Annotated in this window: 16 protein-coding genes; 14 read left to right on the top strand and 2 right to left on the bottom strand. The window is 72.0% G+C overall.

What is annotated here, in order from left to right:
* The first annotated feature begins 6 nt into the window (after positions 1-6).
* On the top strand, positions 7-555 hold the full coding sequence (locus Sri02f_RS27200; protein WP_109003952.1) for a dihydrofolate reductase family protein: 549 nt from the start codon (positions 7-9) through the stop codon (positions 553-555).
* Positions 556-597: 42 nt separating this feature from the next.
* Here the strand turns inward: Sri02f_RS27200 and Sri02f_RS27195 are convergent, their stop codons facing one another.
* Positions 598-3033 (bottom strand): SpoIIE family protein phosphatase, encoded by a 2436-nt coding sequence (locus tag Sri02f_RS27195; protein ID WP_109003951.1) that lies wholly within the window; start codon positions 3031-3033, stop codon positions 598-600.
* A gap of 211 nt (positions 3034-3244) precedes the next feature.
* Complete coding sequence (locus Sri02f_RS27190; RefSeq protein WP_109003950.1) at positions 3245-5476, bottom strand: alpha-L-fucosidase; 2232 nt, start codon at positions 5474-5476, stop codon at positions 3245-3247.
* Positions 5477-5940: 464 nt separating this feature from the next.
* Here Sri02f_RS27190 and Sri02f_RS27185 point away from each other — a divergent pair, with 464 nt between their 5' ends.
* From Sri02f_RS27185 to Sri02f_RS27125, 13 genes are all read left to right on the top strand, one after another.
* Positions 5941-7005, top strand: coding sequence for a sugar ABC transporter substrate-binding protein (locus Sri02f_RS27185; protein ID WP_109003949.1), 1065 nt, complete (start codon positions 5941-5943; stop codon positions 7003-7005).
* A gap of 56 nt (positions 7006-7061) precedes the next feature.
* Positions 7062-8624: a sugar ABC transporter ATP-binding protein gene (locus Sri02f_RS27180; protein ID WP_109003948.1), complete on the top strand. Its 1563-nt coding sequence runs from the start codon at positions 7062-7064 to the stop codon at positions 8622-8624.
* The gene (locus Sri02f_RS27175; protein WP_109003947.1) at positions 8617-9660 is read left to right on the top strand and encodes an ABC transporter permease; all 1044 of its coding nucleotides are present in this window, start codon (positions 8617-8619) and stop codon (positions 9658-9660) included. The genes Sri02f_RS27180 and Sri02f_RS27175 overlap by 8 nt, the downstream gene beginning before the upstream one ends.
* 95 nt (positions 9661-9755) lie before the next feature.
* The gene (locus Sri02f_RS27170; protein ID WP_109003946.1) at positions 9756-11090 is read left to right on the top strand and encodes an L-fuconate dehydratase; all 1335 of its coding nucleotides are present in this window, start codon (positions 9756-9758) and stop codon (positions 11088-11090) included.
* On the top strand, positions 11083-11985 hold the full coding sequence (locus tag Sri02f_RS27165) for an amidohydrolase family protein (RefSeq protein WP_109003945.1): 903 nt from the start codon (positions 11083-11085) through the stop codon (positions 11983-11985). The genes Sri02f_RS27170 and Sri02f_RS27165 overlap by 8 nt, the downstream gene beginning before the upstream one ends.
* Positions 11976-12413, top strand: a complete 438-nt coding sequence (locus Sri02f_RS27160; protein WP_109003944.1) for an RbsD/FucU domain-containing protein — start codon at positions 11976-11978, stop codon at positions 12411-12413. The genes Sri02f_RS27165 and Sri02f_RS27160 overlap by 10 nt, the downstream gene beginning before the upstream one ends.
* Positions 12410-13453, top strand: a complete 1044-nt coding sequence (locus tag Sri02f_RS27155; protein WP_109003943.1) for a zinc-dependent alcohol dehydrogenase — start codon at positions 12410-12412, stop codon at positions 13451-13453. Before Sri02f_RS27160 ends, Sri02f_RS27155 begins: the two co-directional genes overlap by 4 nt.
* Positions 13450-14211: an SDR family oxidoreductase gene (locus tag Sri02f_RS27150; protein ID WP_109003942.1), complete on the top strand. Its 762-nt coding sequence runs from the start codon at positions 13450-13452 to the stop codon at positions 14209-14211. Before Sri02f_RS27155 ends, Sri02f_RS27150 begins: the two co-directional genes overlap by 4 nt.
* Positions 14208-14861: a bifunctional 4-hydroxy-2-oxoglutarate aldolase/2-dehydro-3-deoxy-phosphogluconate aldolase gene (locus Sri02f_RS27145; RefSeq protein WP_109003941.1), complete on the top strand. Its 654-nt coding sequence runs from the start codon at positions 14208-14210 to the stop codon at positions 14859-14861. Before Sri02f_RS27150 ends, Sri02f_RS27145 begins: the two co-directional genes overlap by 4 nt.
* The gene (locus Sri02f_RS27140; protein ID WP_109003940.1) at positions 14858-15895 is read left to right on the top strand and encodes a sugar kinase; all 1038 of its coding nucleotides are present in this window, start codon (positions 14858-14860) and stop codon (positions 15893-15895) included. The genes Sri02f_RS27145 and Sri02f_RS27140 overlap by 4 nt, the downstream gene beginning before the upstream one ends.
* A gap of 36 nt (positions 15896-15931) precedes the next feature.
* A complete protein-coding gene (locus tag Sri02f_RS27135) occupies positions 15932-16945 on the top strand; it encodes an aldo/keto reductase (RefSeq protein ID WP_109003939.1) in 1014 nt (337 codons plus the stop codon).
* Positions 16936-17658: a FadR/GntR family transcriptional regulator gene (locus Sri02f_RS27130; protein ID WP_109003938.1), complete on the top strand. Its 723-nt coding sequence runs from the start codon at positions 16936-16938 to the stop codon at positions 17656-17658. The genes Sri02f_RS27135 and Sri02f_RS27130 overlap by 10 nt, the downstream gene beginning before the upstream one ends.
* A 323-nt stretch (positions 17659-17981) precedes the next feature.
* Positions 17982-20417 carry a SpoIIE family protein phosphatase gene (locus Sri02f_RS27125; RefSeq protein ID WP_109003937.1) on the top strand — a complete coding sequence of 812 codons (2436 nt, stop codon included), beginning with the start codon at positions 17982-17984 and terminating at the stop codon, positions 20415-20417.
* Positions 20418-20464: the final 47 nt, after the last annotated feature.

The raw sequence follows: 20464 nt of genomic DNA, 5'->3' as shown, positions 1-20464 counted from the left end.
GCCCGTATGAGCATGAGCGCCGACGGTTACGTCACCACGCCGAACGGGTGGCCCGCCCTGACGGCCGACCCCGCGTTCGACTCCGGTGAAAGCCACGGCATCCGGCAGTTCCTCGCAGGCTGCGAGGGGGCGCTGATGGGCCGCACCACCTTCGAGCCCGCGCTGACCAACAACCGCTGGCCATGGCCGGACCTCGACGTGTTCGTCCTCGGTTCCCATCGCCCCGCCGGCACCCCGGAGCACGTCACCACCGACGGTGACCCGGTGCGGCCGCTCGAGAAGCTCCGCTCGGCCAACCGCGGCGGCGACGTGCACCTCGTCGGAGGCCCCAGGACGATCGGCACGTTCCACGCCCTCGGCGCCCTCGACACCCTCGAACTGGTCGTCCTGCCGATGCTGTTCGGCGGCGGGACACAACTGACCCCCGTGCTCGGTGCCGACACCGGACTGACCTTCCGGCGCGAGCGTGCCCTGCCGGGCGGTTCGGTCGAGATCGTCTACTCCTGCGAGGGCAGCCGCGGCGACGTTCCGGGCAGGCCCGCCGGCCAGCGCTGACTTTCTCGGTCGGATGCGGGACGGGTCCGCCCGGCCCGGTGCTCAGCGCGGCTGGGTCCGGGGGAGGGTCTGCGCGCACCAGATGGTCTTGCCGTCGGCGTTGTGCCGGGTGCCCCAGCCCTGGGTGAGCTGGGCGACGAGCAGCAGGCCCCGGCCGCCCTCGTCGAAGGCGCGGGCCCTGCGCAGGTGCGGCGCGGTGCTGCTGGCGTCGGACACCTCGCAGATCAGGGCGGTGTCGCGAATGAGCCGGAGCCGGATCGGGGGCTCGCCGTATCGGATGGCGTTGGTGACCAGCTCGCTGACGACCAGTTCGGTGACGAACGCCGCCTCCTGCAGGCCCCACGCCTCCACCTGGTCGACGGCGAGCTTCCTCACCCGCGGCACCTGTGCGAAGTCCGGTTCGACGTCCCAGCCCGCGACGTGGTCGGGATGCAGCGCGCGAGTGCGGGCGAGCAGCAGCGCCGCGTCGTCGGTGCGGCGTTCGGGGAGTACGGCGTCCATCACCGTGTCGCACAGCTCCTCCAACGAGGTGGCCGTGTGGTTCAGGCCCCGCAGCAGTTCCCCGATCCTGTGGCCGGCATCGAGCTCGCGGCTCTCCACCAGCCCGTCCGTGTAGAGGGTGAGCAGGCTGCCCTCGGGCAGTTCGAGCTCGGTCGCCTCGAACGGCAGCCCACCGATGCCGAGCGGTGGTCCCGGCTGTGCGGTCACCGGGGTCGTGGCGCCGCCCGGGGCGATGACCAGCGGCAGCGGATGGCCGGCGCTCGCCAGGGTGAAGCGGCGGGAGACGGGGTCGTAGACCGTGTACAGACACGTGGCGCCGGACTCGCCGGTCGGCTGGAAGTGGCTGTCGGGCTGGAGGTCGCCGGCGAGGTGAAGGACCAGGTCGTCCAGGTGCGTGAGCAGTTCGTCCGGCGGCAGGTCCACGTCGGCGAGGGTGCGCACGGCCGTGCGCAGCCGGCCCATGCTGGCCGAGGCGTGCAGGCCGTGGCCGACGACGTCGCCGACGACCAGCGCGACCCGGGCGCCGGACAGCGGGATGACGTCGAACCAGTCGCCGCCCACTTCCGCGCCCGTCCCGGCGGGGAGGTAGCGCGACGCCACCTCGACGGCCTCCTGGCTCGGCAGCCGCTGGGGCAGCAGGCTGCGCTGCAGGGTCAGCGCGGTGGCGCGCTCGCGCGCGTACCGGCGGGCGTTGTCGATGGCGACGGCCGCCTTGGCGGTCAGCTCCTCGGCGAGGATCAGGTCGTCGGCGGTGAACGCCTCCGGCCGGTCGCTGCGGGCGAAGGTGACGACGCCCAGCAGCGCGCCGCGCGCCCGGAGCGGCACGGTGATCCGGCCGGTCAGTCCGTCCGCGGCGATGGACTCGTCGATCAACGGGTTGCCCGGCGGCCAGTGCGCCGGGTCGGCGGCGAGCCCGGGCCCGAACGCCCATTCACCGCCGGGGCCGGGCTCGGCGGCGAGCTCGACGGTGGAGGTGCCCGTGGCCATGCTGCGGGTGGCGACGGAGTCGGGGGCATGGCCGATCCGCTGGGGGCGCCCGGCAGGCGGCGGCCCGGAGTCCACCGCCACGCAGCGCCGGGCGGCGCGGCTGAGCGTGACGGTCTGGCCGTGGGCGATCGCCGGTGGAGAGGGCGGTTCCTCTCCGCCCAGCACCTCGTCGAAGAGATCCACCGTGACCAGGTCGGCGAACACCGGCACGGAGGTCCTGGCCAGTTCCCGGGCGGTGCCGACCACGTCGAGCGTCCGGCCGATGCCGCCGCCGGCCTTGTTGAGGATGAGCAGGCGCTGCCGGGCCCAGTATTCGGCGCTCATGTCGAATCCCCAGTTGGCGACGGCGCGGACCCTGCCCTCGGCATCGCGGACGGGCCACATGCTGGTGGCCCAGGCGTTGGCGTAGTCACTGCCCAGCGGACGGAAGACGGTGATGAGGCGCGCGGGCTCGCCCGTCCTCGCCACCTCGGAGAGCCGGTCGGTGTACGCCTTGTCGTCCAGCTCGGGGAACAGCTCGCGGTACTTCTCGCCGAGCACCTGCTCCTCGTCGTGCGCCATCACCCGGCACGCGGAGGCGTTGACCCACAGGAACCGCAGCTCGGGGTCGTAGACGCCCAGCGCGAAGGGGCACTGCTCGAAGGCCCGGTCGGCGATCACCGGTCGGCGGTCCCAGCGCTGCACGGTCATCACCCGGCCCTCGGCGCGTCCGTCGGAGCCGACGAGCGGGTGCACCGTCACCACGGCGTTCACCGTGGACCCGTCCCGGTGGTGCAGCGCCATGAACCCCGGATCGTCGGTGGCGGCGCCGTGGCCCTCCGGGAAGCCGGGTGGTGGGGGATCGGCCACGAGATCGGTCACGGGCCGTCCGAGGACGTCTGCGGACGTCCAGCCCAGCAGCAGCCGCCCTCCCTCGCTCCAGCCGCTCACCAAGCCGTCCGGGTCCACCACGACAGCGGCAGTGGGGGCGTCCTTGCCGGCCTTCTCCACGTGCCACGCCTCCGTCCGGACAGCGGTGTCCGCCAGGGCTGGTTTCCAGCGGCTCTCTCCAGCCTAGATCGGCCCCTGTTCCCCGGCGCTCCGGCCGGTCCGTCCGGGGCCGCCGGGTGGCGGAGCGGCGCTGTCGCGCTCCGCCAACCCCGACCGCTGGTACGCCTCGCGCCGGAGGAAGCACCGCCGCGGCCGCTCGCACGGTGGGGGATCAGACGGCCGTGAAGGTCCACAGCAGGTTGGTGCTGCTGCCGTAGGTCCACTGCTTGGTGACGGAGCCCGAGGAGACGTTGCCGCCGCCGTCCAGGACCAGACCGGTGGCGCGGTTGGCGATCGAGAAGCGGCCGTCGCCGCGGTGGGTGATCGTCCACTGCTGGTTGTTGTTGCCGCTGCTCCACGGAGCCTGTCGGGCGGCGGAGCCGCTGATGTCGCCCCAGCCGTCGGCGACCATGCCGTTCGTGCGGTTGACCAGCCGGTAGTAGCCGCCCGCGACGGGCTCCGCGCGCCACTGCAGGTTGGTGCTGGTGTCCCAGGTCCATTGCTTGAGGTGGGACCCGGAGGCGACGTTGCCGCCGCTGTCGAGGGCGAGGCCGTCGGTGACGTTGGTGATCCGGAAGTACGCGGCCGGGTTGAACTGGACCCTCAGTGAGGTGATCTGGTCGTTGTTGCCGGTGGTCCTGAGGTCGGGGCTGTCGGCCGTGAAGGTCCAGGAGGCGCCCGTGAAGTCGTCTCCGGAGTAGCCGACCACCTGGTAGCCGGGGGCGGGCCGGAGGGACGAGACCGTGCGTGCGCCCAGGCCGGCCGCGGTCAGGTCCGCCGCGGTGTAGTCGCCGAGGGCGAACGAGGCGGAGCCGCCTGTGTAGTTGACGTCCTGGAAGGCGATGACGCCGGACGGCGGCAGCAGGCCCGGAATCGTGCCGGAGAACGTGAGCTTCAGGACGTAGGCGTTCGCGCCGTACGGCGCCGAGGACGGCAGGGTGACCGTGAGGCCGGAGGAGTTCTGGGCCGGCGTGGGCAGGTCCGTGTAGGTCCCGGCGGTGGAGCCGAGGAGCTTCACCGAGGCCAGCGAGGAGAGGTTGATCCGGTCCGAGCTCAGGGTCTTGATCGTCAGCGAGCTGCCCGGCCAGCCCAGGACGGTGGCGTACAGGACGTTGCCGGCCTTGTCGCGGGTGAAGCGGATGTCCTGCGCGGTGCCGGCGTGCGGGGTGGTGAACGCGCCGCCGCCCATCTTCGTCGGGCCCTCGCCGTACACCGTCCAGGCGCGGGTGGCGTACACCGATTCGCCGAAGCGCTTGAGGTGGTCCCCGATGCCGAGCAGGATGTCCTTCTGCGCCTGGGGGATGGTGCCGTCGGCCATCGGCGCGATGTTCAGCAGCATGTTGCCGTTCTTGCTGACCCGGTCGATGAACGAGTGCAGCATCTGCTGGATGGTGTAGTAACCGATGCCCTGCGTGTAGCACCAGCTGCTGCTGGAGATGCTGTCGTCGGTGAGCCAGTACGGCGTGGTGAGGTCGCCCGGGCCGCCGCGCTCGTAGTCGAAGACCTCCCCCTTGCCGTTCATGCCGTCCTTGTAGGTGGCGACGACCTCACGGCCCCAGCTGTTGGCCTGGTTGTAGTAGTACGACAGGAATTTCAGGCGCTGCGTCTCGTCGACGGCGTCCAGCTTGAAGTCCTGCCAGAGGATGTCGGGCTGGGCCCGGTCGATGACCTCCTTGAGCTTGTCGTACCAGAGCTGGTTCTCCGCGGCCGCGCCCAGCTGGCCGTAGAGCTTCTTGAGGCTGGGGTCCGTCTGGGCGGGGGCGTACTCGTAGAAGCCGTTGTAGTGGTACGCGTGGTGCATGGCCACCAGCAGCTTGAGGCCCTTGGCGCGGATGGCCGTGGAGAACAGCTGCAGCAGGTTCAGCCCGGGGCCCTTGTCCACCGAGTTCCACTCGTTGACCTGGCTGTCCCACATGGAGAAGCCGTCGTGGTGCTCGGCCACGGGGCCGGCGAACTTCGCGCCGGCGTCGACGAACAGCTGCACCCACTCGTCGGGGTCGAACTTCCCGCCGGCCGACTTCAGCTTCGGCGCGAACTTCACGAAGTTGCCCGCCAGGTCCTGGGCGCCGTTGATGAAGTTGTGGTACGGCCATGCCGAGGGCTGGCCGTAGGTCGCGATGTGGTGCTGGTTGACGCTGTCGCCGGCCTGGTACATCGTGCGCGGGTACCACTCGTTGCCGAAGGCCGGCACGCTGAAGACACCCCAGTGGAAGTAGATCCCGAACTTCGCGTCCTGGAACCACTCCGGGGCCGGCGGGTGCTGGTCGACCGAGTTCCAGTCGGGGGTGTACGTGCCGGGCGCCGCCTGTGCGCTGCCGGCGCCGAACAGGCCTCCGGCGACGGCCGCCGCTGCCACGCAGGTGGCGCCGGCCAGGAAGTGGCGTCTGTTGATCGAACTCGACATGGAGACATCCCTGGTGCAGAGGGGGCTGGGGAGGATGCGGGGGAGACGGGCCGGCGTGGCTGCTGTGCACAGAGCGCCGGTTGTCACGCATGAAGGTCCGCCATGCCTCCTGGCGCTGTCAACCAGTGTGCAGGGATGAAAGTGCCCGTTCAATAAGGCGACTTGGCCGCTTTAGGGGGATTTGCGCTCTATTGTCACCAGGTAAACATGGAATGTCTGGTGGTGCTTCCTGATCGGGCTGGGCCGGCACGTGATGTTGATTGATGGGATGGATCTTTCTCTGAAGCGGCGCCGCTCCGCCCTTAGGGTCGATCGTGAGCTGCTCTTTTCCTGAGATTCGAGCGAGGGTATGGACAACGCGCCGGGCACGCCTCTATAAACATCCCATCTCTAGTCCGCGGTGACACGCAGATGTCGTCGAGGCGAAACATCTCCCGCTACGGGACCGGCGCGAGGAAGCACCGATGAGAGTCAGAACCACCCTCTGTTCAGCCGTCTCCGCCCTTTCCGCACTGGCTCTGCTCACCGCGTGCGGAAGCGGTTCCACCAGTTCGGCGTCGTCGAGCGACGAGCCGCTGGTCGGCGTCGACTACCCCCGCTCCGACACCGACTTCTGGAACTCCTACATCAAGTACACGCCCCAGTACGGCAAGGAGCTGGGTCTGAGCCTGAAGACCACCAACTCCCAGAACGACGTCGCCAAGCTCACGGCCAACGCGCAGACGCTGATCAGCCAGGGCGTCAAGGGATTCGCGATGGCCCCGCAGGACACCGCCGCCATCGCCCCCACCCTCGCGCAGCTGGAGGCGAAGAAGATCCCGGTCGTCACCGTCGACACCCGTCCCGACACCGGCAACGTCTTCATGGTCGTGCGCGCCGACAACCGCGCCTACGGCGAGAAGGCGTGCCAGTACCTCGGCACCAAGCTCGGCGGCAAGGGCAAGGTCGTCATGCTGGAGGGCGGCCTGGACTCCATCAACGGCCGTGACCGCACCCAGGCGTTCAACGACTGCATGAAGAAGAACTACCCGGACATCAAGGTGTTCGGCGAGGCCACCAACTGGGACGGCGCCGTCGCCGCCCAGAAGCTGCAGACGGACCTGACCGCCAACCCGGACATCAAGGGCGTCTACATGGAGGCCAGCTTCGCCCTGTCCGGGACGCTCCAAGTCCTCAAGCAGAAGGGCTTGCTGGTCGACCCGAAGGACGAGAAGCACGTCTTCGTCGTGTCCAACGACGGCATCCCCGAGGAGCTCAAGTCCATCGCCGCGGGCAAGATCGACGCCACGGTCTCCCAGCCGGCCGACCTCTACGCCAAGTACGCCCTGTACTACCTCAAGGCCGCGATCGACGGAAAGACGTTCAAGCCCGGCAAGACCGACCACGACAGCACCATCATCCAGGTCCGCGACGGCGTCCTCGAGGACCAGCTCTCCGCCCCGCTCGTCACCGCCGACGGCGGCACCTACGGCGGTGTGCCCAGCGTGAAGAGCGACGACAAGTCGCTGTGGGGCAACAACCTCGGCTGATTCCCGCGGCCTTCTCACCGGTAATGGCAACGGCTCACGAGAACAAGGCGGTTGAGATGAGCGAAGGGGAGCGAGCAGTCACCCCCGTGCCCGCCCCGGCGGACGGCGGACGGGTGCCCGTGGACCCGCCCGTCGTCGAAGCGACGGGCATAGTCAAGCGATTCGGTCCGACGGTCGCCCTGAACGGCGCCCGGATCACCATCAGGCCCGGCGAGACCCACGCCCTCGTCGGCCGCAACGGAGCCGGCAAGTCGACGCTGGTGTCCGTCCTCACCGGCCTTCAGGCCGCCGACGAGGGGACGGTGACCTTCGGCGGCGGGCCGGCGCCCCGGCTCAGCGACCGCGACGCCTGGCGGCAACGCGTGGCCTGCGTCTACCAGAAGTCGACGATCATCCCCGCACTGACCGTCGCCGAGAACCTCTTCCTGAACCGGCACGACCGCGGAGCCGGCCGCCTCATCAGCTGGCATGCCACCCGCCGCCGCGCACAGGACCTGCTGTCGACCTGGTCGGTGGACGTCGACCCGAACACCCCGGCGGCCGATCTGAGCGTCGAGCAGCGACAGTTCGTCGAGATCGCCCGCGCGCTGTCCTTCGGCGCGCGGTTCATCATCCTCGACGAGCCGACCGCCCAGCTCGACGGGGCGGCCATCAACCGTCTCTTCGACCGCATCCGCGACCTGCAACGCCAGGGCGTGACCTTCCTGTTCATCAGCCACCACCTCCAGGAGGTCTACGAGATCTGCGACATGGTGACGGTGTTCCGCGACGCCCGGCACATCCTGACCGCGCCGGTCGCAGAGCTCCCCCGCACCGAGCTGGTCGCCGCGATGACCGGTGAGGCGGCGGCCGACCGGCGCGAGCAACGGGCCGGCACCCTCGACCCGGGCGCCACGGCCGCGCTGAACGTCCGTACGCTGCGCGGCGACGGGTACGACGACGTCAGCTTCCAGGTGGGGGCCGGCGAGATCGTCGGCCTCGCGGGCGCCGCCGGCAGCGGGCGCACCGAGGTCGCCGAGACCGTGGTCGGGCTGCGGGCGGCGGTTGCGGGCGGCGTGGAGATCGCAGGGAACACCCCCCGGCCGGGCAGCGTGCCCGCGGCGCTCGCCGCCGGCGCCGGATTCGTCCCGCAGGACCGCCACCACCAGGGCTTCGTCCCCGGCATGTCGATCGCGGACAACGCCACCCTGTCCGTTCCGAAACGGCTTGGCCCCTACGGGTTCCTGAGCGGTGGCCGGCGCGACCGGCTCGCCGAGGCCATGATCGAGAACCTCGCGATCAAGACTCCCGGTCCGGAACTGCCCGTCTCCTCCCTGTCCGGAGGCAACCAGCAGAAGGTCGTCATGGCCCGCGCCCTGGCCGACGACCCCCGACTGCTGGTCCTGATCAACCCGACCGCGGGCGTGGACGTGCGCTCCAAGGAGTTCCTCCTCGGCAAGGTCGAGGAGACCGCGCGGACCGGCACCGGAGTGCTCATCGCCTCCGACGAACTCGACGACCTGCGCATGTGCGACCGGGTCCTGGTGATGTTCCAGGGCCGTGTGACCTCAGAGATCGCCCGCGGCTGGCACGACCACGACCTCGTGGCCGCGATGGAAGGAGTGGACCTCGATGCCTGAAACCGTCCTCGCTGACACCGCCGCGGCCAAGGCCCCGGAAGCCCGAGCGAAGCGGACCGCGCTGCTCGGCGGCCGGATACCCCTGGCCCGGCTGCGCGACCTCGCGCTCGTCCCCGCCATCGTGGTCATCGCGATCGTCGGACAGATCGTCAACCCGGTCTTCCTGCAGGCCGACAACCTCATCAACGTCCTGCAGACCATGTCCGAGATGGCCCTGCTGGTCCTCGCCCAGACGATGATCCTGATCGTCAAGAAGATGGACCTGTCGCTGGAGTCCACCATGGGACTCGCACCCGGCGTCGCGGCCTGGCTGGTGGTGCCCGTCGGCGCCGGCCACGGACTCGGACTGCTCCCCGGCGCGTTCGCCATCCTCGTCACCCTCGCCGTCGGCGCCCTCGTCGGCGTGATCAACGCCCTGCTGATCATCCGCTTCGGCCTCAACGGGTTCATCGTCACCCTCGGCATGCTGATCGTGCTGCGCGGCGTCCTCACCGGCATCTCCGGCGGCCAGACCTTCTTCCAGCTGCCGCAGTCGATGCTCTACCTCGGCACCGCCCAGTGGTTCGGCATGCCCGCCTCCATCTGGATCTGCCTGGCGCTGTTCGCCGTCGCCATCGTGGTGCTCGGCTGGACCAGCTTCGGGCGCTCGCTGTACGCCATCGGCGGCAACGTCGACGCCGCGAAGGCCGCAGGCATCCGCACCGACCGCGTGCTGTGGATCGTCATCGTCACCGGCAGCGTGCTCGCCGCCCTCGCCGGACTGCTGCTCTCCGGACGTCTGGCCTCCGTCGCCTCGGCGCAGGGCAACGGCTACATCTTCACCGTCTTCGCCGCCGCCGTCATCGGAGGCATCAGCCTCAACGGCGGCAAAGGCACCATGTTCGGCGCGTTCAGCGGCATCCTCCTGCTGTTCATGATCCAGAACGTGCTCACGCTCGGCGGCGTCCCCGCCCAGTGGATCGGCGCCCTCAACGGCCTGATCATCCTGGTCGCGCTGACCATCTCGCGCATCACGGGCGGCAAGGTCCAGGACTGAACCGGGCCGCCGTCCGGGCCGCCCGACACCCTGCGCCGCCCCCCGTCCCGTCGCACCGGGCCGTATCGCCCCTGCACCTCACAGGAGTTGCCGCCATGCCACCCGCCCCGTCGCCCTCCCCGGCTCCCTCCCGCATCACCGCCCTGGACGTGCTGGACGTGCGTTTCCCGACGTCCGAGCACCTGGACGGGTCGGACGCGATGAACCCCGAGCCCGACTACTCCGCCGCCTACGTCGTCCTGCGCACCGACGCGGGCGACGGACTCGAGGGCCACGCCCTGGCCTTCACCACCGGCCGCGGCAACGACGTCCAGGCCGCCGCCATAGCGGCCCTGGCCCCGCACGTGGTGGGCCGGTCCGTCGACGAGGTCTGCGCCGACCTCGGCGGGTTCTCCCGCTCCCTCGTCCACGACCCCCAGCTGCGCTGGCTGGGACCGGAGAAGGGCGCCATCCACATGGCCACCGGCGCCGTCGTCAACGCCGCCTGGGACCTGGCCGCCAAGCGGGCGGGCAAGCCCGTGTGGCGCTTCCTCGGCGAGATGTCACCCGAGGACCTGGTCTCCCAGGTCGACTTCCGCTGGCTCAGCGACGCCCTCACCCCCGAGGACGCCCTGCAGATCCTGCGCCGGGCCGAGCCGGGCCGCCGGCAGCGCATCGACCACCTGCTGGACCAGGGCTACCCCGCCTACACCACCACCCCCGGCTGGCTCGGTTACTCGGACGAGAAGCTGGCCCGCCTCGCCCGCGAGGCCGTCGCCGACGGCTTCACCCAGATCAAGCTGAAGGTCGGCGCCGACCTGGAGGACGACATACGGCGCATGCGCACTGCCCGCGAGACCGTCGGCGACGGCATACGCATCGCCGTGGACGCCAACCAGCGATGGGACGTCCAGGTCGCGATCGACTGGATGAGCGCCCTGGCCCCCTACCAGCCCTACTGGATCGAGGAACCCACCTCGCCCGACGACATCCTCGGCCACGCCGCCGTGCGCAAGGGGGTCGGCCCCATCAAGGTCGCCACCGGCGAGCACATCGCCAACCGGGTCGTCTTCAAGCAGCTCCTCCAGGCCGGTGCGGTGGACATCGTGCAGATCGACTCCGCCCGGGTCGGCGGCGTCAACGAGAACATCGCGATCCTGCTGCTCGCCGCGAAGTTCGGCGTGCCGGTCTGCCCGCACGCGGGCGGTGTGGGTCTGTGCGAGATGGTGCAGCACCTGTCGATGTTCGACTACGTCGCCGTCTCCGGCACCACCGAGGACCGTGTCATCGAGTACGTCGACCACCTGCACGAGCACTTCGTCGACCCCGTCCGCATCGTCGAAGGGCACTACCTGGCGCCGACGCTCCCGGGGCTGAGCGCGCAGATGCACCCCGAGTCCCTCAAGGAGTACACGTACCCCGACGGCCCCGTCTGGGCAGCCCGTGTGTGACTCCCGGGCCCTCGTCGACGCCCACCACCATGTGTGGGACCTGGACGTCCGGCCGCAGCCCTGGCTGGAGGCGCCCGGCCACGAGCCGATCCGCCGCACCTTCGGTCCGCAGGACCTGCTGTCGGCCGCGACCCGGCCGATCACCGGACGGCGACTGACGAGCACGGTGGTCGTCCAGTGCATCGCGTCCGTGCCCGAGACCCGCGACCTCCTCGCTCTGGCCGACGGCGACCCGCTCATCGGCGCCGTCGTCGGCTGGGCGGACCTGACGTCCCCCGCGGTCGGCGACGTGCTCGACGGCCTGCGGAGCGGGCCCGGTGGCCGGTACCTGCGGGCCGTACGCCACGTCGTGCAGGGCGAGTCGGATCCGCACTGGCTCCAACGTCCGGACGTCGAAAGGGGGTTGAGAGCGGTCGGCGAGCGCGGACTCGGACACGACGTGCTGGTCCGCAGCCACCGGCTCGACCAGGCGACCCGGCTGGCCGAACGCTTCCCCGGCCTGCCCCAGGTGCTCGACCACGCCGGCAAGCCGCCGATCGCCGACGGTGAACTGGCCGACTGGGCAAGCCGGTTGCGTCTGCTGGCCGCGCACCCGCAGGTGGTCTGCAAGGTGTCGGGGCTGATCACCGAGGCGGACCACGGGAAGTGGACCGTCGACGACATCCGCCCGGTGTGGGACGTCCTGCTCTCCGCGTTCGGCCCCGACCGGCTGATGTTCGGCTCCGACTGGCCGGTCGCGAACCTCGCGGGCGGCTGGAACCGCTGGGCCGCCACCGTCGAGGAACTGCTGGACGGCTGCTCCGGCGCCGAGATCCACGCGGTGCTCGCCGGCACCGCGACCGCCTTCTACCGCCTGACCCCCGACACGACGAAGGATGCGACGCCGTGCTCCTGACGGAACTCCTGCACCCCGGGATCCTCGAATCCCTGGCCGGCGCCGGCCACGGCGCCCGGGTGCTGCTCGCCGACGGCCACTACCCCGCGAGCACCGCCACCGGCGAGCGCGCGCGCACCGTCCACCTCAACCTGGCCCCCGGCCTGCTGGACGTCACGACCGTGCTCGACGTCCTGCTGCGCGCCCTGCCCGTGGAGGCGGCCCACGTGATGGTGCCGCCCGAGGGCGAACCGGAGCCGCCCGCCATCGCCGAGTACCGCTCGATGCTGGCGCCCCTCCCGGTCGACACGCTCGGGCGCTTCGCGTTCTACGACGCCGCCCGCTCGCCCGACCTGGCGCTGGCCATCGTCACCGCCGACACCCGTACCTACGCCAACCTGCTGCTGACCATCGGCGTCCGCGCTGAAGGGACCCTGACGAAACGATGACACTCGCCGTCCGTTACAAGGCCGCCCGCACTCTGGACACCGCGGTCGTCGATCCCCCCGCCCCGGGCCGGGGCGAGGTGGAGCTGGCCCCCGCCTACGTGGGCATCTGCGGCACCGATCTGCATATCTTCCACGGTGACATGGACGCCCGGGTGGCGACTCCCGCCGTTCTGGGGCATGAGATGTCGGGCCGGATCGTGCGGGTGGGTCCGGGCGTGGAGGACTGGGCGCCCGGCGACGCGGTGACCGTGATGCCGCTGCGCTGGGACGGCTCCTGTCCCGCCTGCCGGGCCGGGCACCAGCACGTCTGCCAGCACCTGGACTTCATCGGCATCGACTCCCCGGGTGCGATGCAGCAGCGCTGGACGGTGCCCGCCTCGACGCTGATCAGGCTGCCCGGCTCGCTCGCTCTGGACCGGGCCGCGCTCGTCGAGCCCACCGCGGTCGCGGTGCACGACGTGGGCCGCGCCGGGGTGCGCGAGGGCGAGAAGGTCGTGGTGGTGGGCGGCGGCCCGGTGGGCATGCTGATCGCGCTGGTCGCGCGGGCGGCGGGCGCGCAGGTACGGGTGGTGGAGCTGAGCGCCCATCGCCGTCTGCTGGCCGAGGAGTTGGGGCTGACGGCGTGGGATCCGGCCGTCGAGGACGTGCCGGCGCTGGTGCGGCAGTGGACGGGGGACGCGGGGGCGCAGGTCGCTTTCGAGGTGTCGGGTGCGGCGGGCGGCATGGACACGGCCGTCGAGGTCCTCGGCGTGCGTGGCCGGTTGTGTCTGGTGGCCATCCACCCGCGTCCGCGGGAGGTGAACCTGCACCGTTTCTTCTGGCGCGAACTGACCTTGGTGGGCGCTCGGTTGTACGAGCGTGGCGACTTCGAGCGGGCGGTGGCCCTGGTCGCGGAGGGGACGATCCCGGCCGGGCGGCTGATCAGCAAGGTCGTCCCGCTCACGCAGGCGCCCGCCGCGTTCGAGGCGCTGGAGGGCGGCGGCGACGTGATGAAGATTCTCGTGGACTGCACCGACGACACCCAGGGAGCCGTCCAGTGAACGCCTTCGACCTCACCGGCAGGCTCGCCGTCGTCACCGGCGCCCGGCGCGGCATCGGCCGGGCCATGGCGCGCGCCCTCGCCGAGGCCGGCGCGGACGTCATCGGCGTCAGCGCCTCCCTGGAGGAGAGCGGCAGCGCGGTGGAGAAGGACGTCCTGGCCACGGGCCGCACCTTCGAGGCGATCCGCACCGACTTCGCCGATCCCGAAGCCGTCCGCGCGCTGGGCGCGGACCTCGCGGGACGGGAACGCCCGGTGGACATCCTGGTCAACAACGCGGGCACGATCCGCCGCGCCCCGGCCGCCGGACACAGCGACGCGGACTGGGCGTTGGTGTTGCAGGTCAACCTGAGTGCGCAGTTCGCCCTGTCGCGGGCGGTGGGCGCGGCGATGGCGGCCCGCGGCCAAGGGAAGATCATCTTCACGGCGTCGCTGCTCAGCTTCCAGGGCGGCATCACCGTGCCCGGTTACACCGCCGCCAAGCACGGCGTCACCGGGCTGACCAAGGCGCTGGCCAACGAGTGGGCCCCGCACGGCGTGAACGTCAACGCCATCGCCCCCGGCTACATCGCCACCGACAACACCCAGGCCCTCCAGGACGACCCCCTGCGCAGCAGGGCCATCGTGGAGCGCATCCCGGCCGGCCGGTGGGGCAGCGCGGACGACCTCGCGGGCGCCACGGTCTTCCTCGCCTCCGACGCCGCCGCCTACGTCCACGGCATCGTCCTGCCCGTCGACGGCGGCTGGCTCGGCCGATGACCGCCCACCCCACCGACGGCCTCACCACCGGCCTGGCCCGCGTGCTGGCCGGAGCCCGCCTCCTGCCCGTGCTGACCGTGCCGTCCCCGGCGACCGCCGGCCCGCTGGCCGACGCGCTCGCCGCGGGCGGCGCGCGATGCGCCGAGGTCACCTTCCGCACCCGGCGGGCCGAGCGGGTGCTCAAGGAGATGGCCGCCCACGGCGGCCTCGCCGTCGGCGCCGGCACGGTGCTCACGCCCGAGCAGGCGGAGCGGGCCGTCGCCGCCGGGGCCCGCTTCGTGGTCTCACCCGGGTTCGACGAGGAGGTCGTCGCCAAGTGCCGCGAGCTGGGGGTGCCGGTCGTGCCGGGCGTCGCCACCGCCACCGAGCTGATGCGCGCGCTGAAGGCGGGCCTGGACACCCTCAAACTCTTCCCCGCCGAGCCGCTCGGCGGTCTGCGGGCCCTGCGAGCACTCGCGGCGCCCTTCCCCTCGACGCGCTTCGTGCCGACCGGCGGGATCGACGCCTCGCGCATGGCGGCCTACCTCGCCGACCCCGCGGTGCTCGCCGTCGGCGGCAGCTGGATGGCCACCGCCGCCCACCTGGAGCGCGGCGACTACGACGAGATCCGCCGGCTGACGGCCGACGCCGTGGAGAGGAGCACGACGTGACCGACGTGGTGGCCCTCGGCGAGGTGATGCTGCGTTTCGACCCGGGCGAGGGCCGGATCAGCACGGCCCGCACGTTCCACGTCTGGGAGGGAGGCGGCGAGTACAACGTCGTCCGGGGGCTGCGGCGCTGTTTCGGCCTGCGCACGGCCGTCGTGACCGCACTCGCCGACAACGCGGTGGGGCGGCTCGTCGAGGACCTGATCCTCCAGGGCGGCGTCGACACCTCGCTGATCCGGTGGGCGCCCGACGACGGCATCGGCCGCAGCGCCCGCAACGGCCTCAACTTCGTCGAACGCGGCTACGGCATCCGCGGCGCGCTGGGCGTCAGCGACCGCGCCCACACCGCCGTCTCCCAGCTGCGTGAGGGCGACGTCGACTGGGACGCCGTGTTCTCGGCGGGGGTGCGCTGGTTCCACACCGGCGGCATCTTCGCGGGCCTGTCCGACACCACGCCGGACGTCGCCGACGAGGCCATGGCGGCGGCCCGCCGCCACGGCGTCACCGTCTCCTACGACCCCAACCACCGCCCCAGCCTCTGGGCCGGCCGGGGCGGCGCCGACGCCGCCCGCGAGGTCGACCTGCGGCTCGCCCGGCAGGCCGACGTCGTGGTGGGCGCCCTCGGCCTGGCGGGGACACGCCCGGGGCAGACGCGCGTCGGGGCCGACGAGGTGGCGGACGCGCTCGCCGGGGTGGCGGCGCTGCTGCCCGGGGCGAAAGTGCTGGCGACGACCCTGCGCGAGGTGCCCTCGGCCGGGGTCAACGACTGGTCCTCGGCCGCCTGGTCCGCCGAAACGGGGTTCGTCACCGGCCCCCGGATGCCCGCTCTGCACGTGCTGGACCGCATCGGCTCCGGCGACGGATTCGCCGCCGGTCTCATCCACGGACTGCTCGAGGGCGCCGGCCTGGAGCGCGCCCTCGCCTACGGCACCGCCCACGGCGCGCTCACCATGACCACGCCCGGAGACGTCTCCATGGCCTCGCTCGCCGAGGTCGAGGCGCTCGTCGCGGGCGGATCGGCCCACGTCAGACGCTGACCGGCGCACCGGTCGCCCGTATCCCAGGAGCACGTCTTGCACCAGCGGAACATCCAGAACACGCCCGTCGCGCTCACCGCGCTCGGCTTCGGGGCGTCCGTGATCGGCAATCTCTACCGCGTCACCCCGGCCACGGACGCGGCAGCCGCCGTCGACACCGCCTGGCAGGCCGGGATCCGCTACTTCGACACCGCACCCCACTACGGCCTCGGTCTCTCCGAGCGCCGCCTGGGCGCCGCCCTGCGAGACCGTCCGCGCGACGCGTACGTCGTCTCCTCCAAGGCGGGCAGACTCCTCGTGCCCAACGAGGAGCCCCGCGGCGTCGACAGTGACGGCTTCGTCGTCCGCGACGACCTGCGCCGGCAGTGGGACTTCAGCCGCGACGGCGTCCTGCGCTCCATCGAGGACACCCTGGAACGCACCGGTCTGGACCGGCTCGACGTCGTCTACCTGCACGACCCCGACGACCACTGGCCCCAGGCGGCCGACGAGGCCATGCCCGCCCTCGCCGAGCTGCGCGACCAGGGCGTGATCGGCGCCATCGGCGCCGGAATGAACCAGTCGGCCATGCTCGCCCGCTTCCTGCGCGAGACCGCGGCCGACGTCGTCATGCTCGCCGGCCGCTACACGCTCCTGGACCAGTCGGCACTGGACGACGTCCTGCCCGCCGCGGCCGAACTCGGCAAGAGCGTCGTCGCGGTCGGCGTCTTCAACTCGGGCCTGCTCTCCCAGGACCGGCCCGCCGAGGGCATGAAGTACGACTACCGGGACGCCCCACCGGACCTCGTCACCCGGGCACGGGCCATCGCCGACGTCTGCGCGGCACACGGAACCACCCTCCCCGCCGCCGCGATCGCCTTCCCCCGCACCCACCCCAGTATCATCAACGTCACCCTCGGTATGCGGACTCGGGAACAGGTCGTACGAAACGTGGAACTCCATGACCGGCATGTCCCGGACGGCCTCTGGGACGATCTCCGCACTCAGGGGCTGATCAGGTCGGACGTGCTCGCGGGGCACCACGGCGGGCGGGACGCGCGGTGTCTCTGACGGACAAGGCCATCGATCAGCTCCGTGAGCTGATCCTGACCGGTGCGCTGCCTCCGGGGTCGAAGCTTCCACCGGAGCCGGACCTGGCAGCCCAGCTGGGCCTGTCCCGCAACCTCGCCCGCGAGGCGGTCAAGGCGCTGGCCGTCGCCCGGGTCCTGGAGGTGCGGCGGGGCGACGGCACGTATGTGACCAGCCTGCAGCCGAGCCTGCTCCTGGAGGGGCTCGGCGGCGCGGTGGAGCTGCTGCAGGGCGACGCGGTCGCCCTGCAGGACCTCATGGAGGTACGGCGGCTCCTCGAACCGATCGCCACGGCCCTGGCCGCCGTCCGGATCTCCGACGAGCAACTCGCCGAAGTGAAGGGGCACTTGGACGCCATGCGCGAGGCCCGCGAGGACGTCGAACAGCTCAACGCCCACGATGCCGCCTTCCATCGGGCCGTCATCTCGGCCACGGGCAACGAGACCCTCCTCACCCTTCTCGAAGGCATCTCGGGCCGCACCCTGCGCGCCCGTATCTGGCGCGGACTGGTCGACTCCCAGGCCGCGGGGCGCACCCTCGCCGAGCACGAGGCGATCTTCGACGCGCTGGCCGCCCGTGACTCCGCCCTCAGCCAGGCCGCCGCGCTGCTGCACGTGAGCAACACCGAGCAATGGCTGAAGGCACACCTGCGTTCGGGCGCCCCCCTCCCCTTCGGGACGCCGACGCGCAGGTGACGGCCACCGACGCGTCGCCCGGCGGTCACGCCGCCGTCCAGGGGCGTCCCGCCGACGACGGCCGAAGCACCGGCACGCCGCCCGCGGCCCCGCGAAGCCACCGGTGACAGCGGCCCGCCCGACGGGAAGCCGGGCCCTGCCGACGGGCGTGCAGAGGCCGCTGCCGGATCTCGTTCCGGGCAGACCGCCCCTCGCCCCACGCCGTGCGAGCCCTTCGGCCGGTTGAGCGGGGTGTGCCGTGGCAGGATGCTGGAGGCAGCGCCGGTGGCAGTCGACGCAGCGCCGGGCCGGGGCGCGAGAGGAACGACGTCGAGGTGGCTCCCATGGACCACGCATCCGAGACGACCACAGGAGTGGGGGCCGCCGTGGCTCCCGAGGACTTCGCCGTGGTCATCGACGCCCGCGGAGCCGTCATGGCCTGGAGCGCCGGAGCGGGACGGCTGCTCGGATACGCGTCCGAGGACATCGTCGGCCGGCCCGCCGCCTCCCTGCTCGCCGCGAAGCCGCCCACCGCCATGCGCCGCCGCCTCGCCGCCGGGGAGCCGTGGACGAGTGACCTGGGCCTGCGGAAACGGGACGGAGACCGGGTCGAGGTGCAGCTCCGGGGCACGCCGCTTGCGGACTCCGACGGCGGCACCCCCTGGGTCGTCACCCCGGCGGCGATGACGTACCCCGACGCGCCGGCCGGTGCGGCGGCGGCCGAGCTGTGGGACCTCACGCTCGCGCAGCTCCCGCTGCCCGTGGCCGTCTACGACCACGAGGCCCGGTTCGTGGCCTGCAACCAGGTGATGAGCCGTGCCATGGGGCTCACCCAGGAGGAGATGAGGGGCCTCACACTGTGGGAGATCTACCCCGCCCCGCCCCTGGGCGAGATCGACCGCCTTCAGCGGCAGGTCGTGCGCACCGGCGAGATGATCTTCCGTGAGGAGCAGCCTTTCCGCGCCTCCGGAGAGGTACGCGATCACGCGTGGTCGGTCTACCTGTCCCCCCTGAAGGACCGGGCGGGCGAGGTGCTCGGGGTGTCGGCGGTGGTGATCGACATCACCGAGCAGTACTGGGCCCGGCGCCGGCTGGCGGTGCTGAACGACGCCGGCACGCGCATCGGCAGCACCCTGGAGGTGACCCGGACGGCCGAGGAACTGGCCGAGGTGGCGGTGACCGGAGGGTTCGCCGACTTCGTCACCGTGGACCTGCTGGAATCCGTCGTCCAGGGGCATGAGCCGCAGCCGGTACCGTCCGACACACCGGTGCAGTGCCGCCGCACCGCGCAGCGGTCGGTCCTGTCCGGGTGCCCGGAATCGGTGGTCCGGGCGGGCGACATGGACGTCTACCCTCCCGGCTCACCGCCGGCGCAGGCCCTCGTCACGGGCCACGGCGCCCACTACCGCGTCGGCGACCCGCGGCTCGCGGAGTGGTCGACGTCCGCCCCGGCACGCGCCGAGAGCGTGAGACGGTTCAGGATCCATTCGGTGATGATGGTGCCGCTGCGCGCCCGGGGCATCACCCTGGGCGTGATGCACCTGCTGCGGCACCGGACGGCGGACGCCTTCGGCCAGGACGATCTGGTGCTCGCCGAGGAGATGGCCGCCAGGGCGGCGGTGAGCATCGACAACGCGCGGCGTTACACCCGTGAGCGTCGGACCGCGCTCACCCTCCAGCGCAGCCTGCTGCCCGAGCGGATGCCACGGGCGCAGGCGGTGGACCTCGCCTACCGGTACCTTCCCGCCGGTGCCGGGGAAGAGATCGGCGGAGACTGGTTCGACGTCATCGCGCTGTCCGGAGGACGGGTCGCGCTGGTGGTGGGCGATGTCGTGGGCCACGGCGTGCACGCCTCGGCGACCATGGGCCGGCTGCGCACCGCGGTGCGGACCCTCGCGGACGCCGACTTCGCCCCCGACGAGCTGCTCACCCGGCTGGACGACCTGGTCATCCGCCTCGACCGGGAGGAGGGGCCCGATGCGCGCCGGGAGGCGGAGGAGGCCTCGGGAGAGGTCGGGGCCACCTGTCTCTACGCCGTCTACGACCCCGTGGCGGGCCTTTGCGATCTGGCGCGTGCCGGCCATCCGCCGCCCCTCCTCGTGACGCCCGACGGCGCCGTGCAGGTTCTGGACCTGCCCGCCGGGCCGCCGCTCGGCCTGGGCGGACTGCCCTTCGAGTCCGCCCGGATCGCCATGGAGGAGGGAAGCGTTCTCGCTCTCTACACCGACGGTCTGATCGAGACCCCCGGCCGTGACATCGACGTCGGACTGGACCTGCTGACCGAGGCACTGCGCCGGCCGGCCACCGGGCTGGACGAGGTCTGCGACGAGGTGATGCGCAAGGTACGGGCCGACCCGCCGGGCGACGACACCGTCCTGCTGCTGGCTCGCGCGTCCGGCCTCGGGGCCGACCAGGTGAGCACCTGGCAGCTGCCCGTGGACCCGGCGGCCGTCGCCGGGGCGCGCCGGGCGGCGAGCGAACAACTGGCCGTCTGGGGCCTGAGCGAGCTCGAGTTCCCCACCGAGCTGATCGTCAGCGAGCTGGTCACCAACGCCATCCGCTACGGCAACACCCCCATCGAGCTGCGGCTCATCCGCGCCGACGTGCTGATCTGCGAAGTCTCCGACGGCAGCAGCACCGCCCCGCACCTGCGGCGGGCCCGTGTCTTCGACGAGGGCGGGCGCGGACTGCTGCTCGTCGCCCAGGTGGCCGAGCGCTGGGGCAGCCGCCACACCGCCACGGGCAAGACCATCTGGGCGGAACAGTCCGTGCCGCGCTGAGCGTCCCGGCGAGCGTGACGGCCGGGCGGGGAGCGCGGAGCCGGAGC

It is taken from the genome of Streptomyces rishiriensis (genome assembly GCF_003112535.1).
In the GTDB taxonomy this organism is placed as follows: Bacteria; Actinomycetota; Actinomycetes; order Streptomycetales; family Streptomycetaceae; genus Streptomyces; species Streptomyces rishiriensis.
This window is presented reverse-complemented; position numbering and strand designations above follow the sequence as displayed.

Bases quoted from the DNA above. Each gene is read 5' to 3' on its own strand.
- Sri02f_RS27170 (WP_109003946.1), top strand. From the start codon at position 9,756: ATGCCACCCGCCCCGTCGCCCTCCCCGGCTCCCTCCCGCATCACCGCC.
- Sri02f_RS27145 (WP_109003941.1), top strand. From the start codon at position 14,208: ATGACCGCCCACCCCACCGACGGCCTCACCACCGGCCTGGCCCGCGTG.
- Sri02f_RS27180 (WP_109003948.1), top strand. From the start codon at position 7,062: ATGAGCGAAGGGGAGCGAGCAGTCACCCCCGTGCCCGCCCCGGCGGAC.
- Sri02f_RS27185 (WP_109003949.1), top strand. From the start codon at position 5,941: ATGAGAGTCAGAACCACCCTCTGTTCAGCCGTCTCCGCCCTTTCCGCA.
- Sri02f_RS27175 (WP_109003947.1), top strand. From the start codon at position 8,617: ATGCCTGAAACCGTCCTCGCTGACACCGCCGCGGCCAAGGCCCCGGAA.
- Sri02f_RS27190 (WP_109003950.1), bottom strand. From the start codon at position 5,476: ATGTCGAGTTCGATCAACAGACGCCACTTCCTGGCCGGCGCCACCTGC.
- Sri02f_RS27155 (WP_109003943.1), top strand. From the start codon at position 12,410: ATGACACTCGCCGTCCGTTACAAGGCCGCCCGCACTCTGGACACCGCG.
- Sri02f_RS27125 (WP_109003937.1), top strand. From the start codon at position 17,982: ATGGACCACGCATCCGAGACGACCACAGGAGTGGGGGCCGCCGTGGCT.
- Sri02f_RS27200 (WP_109003952.1), top strand. From the start codon at position 7: ATGAGCATGAGCGCCGACGGTTACGTCACCACGCCGAACGGGTGGCCC.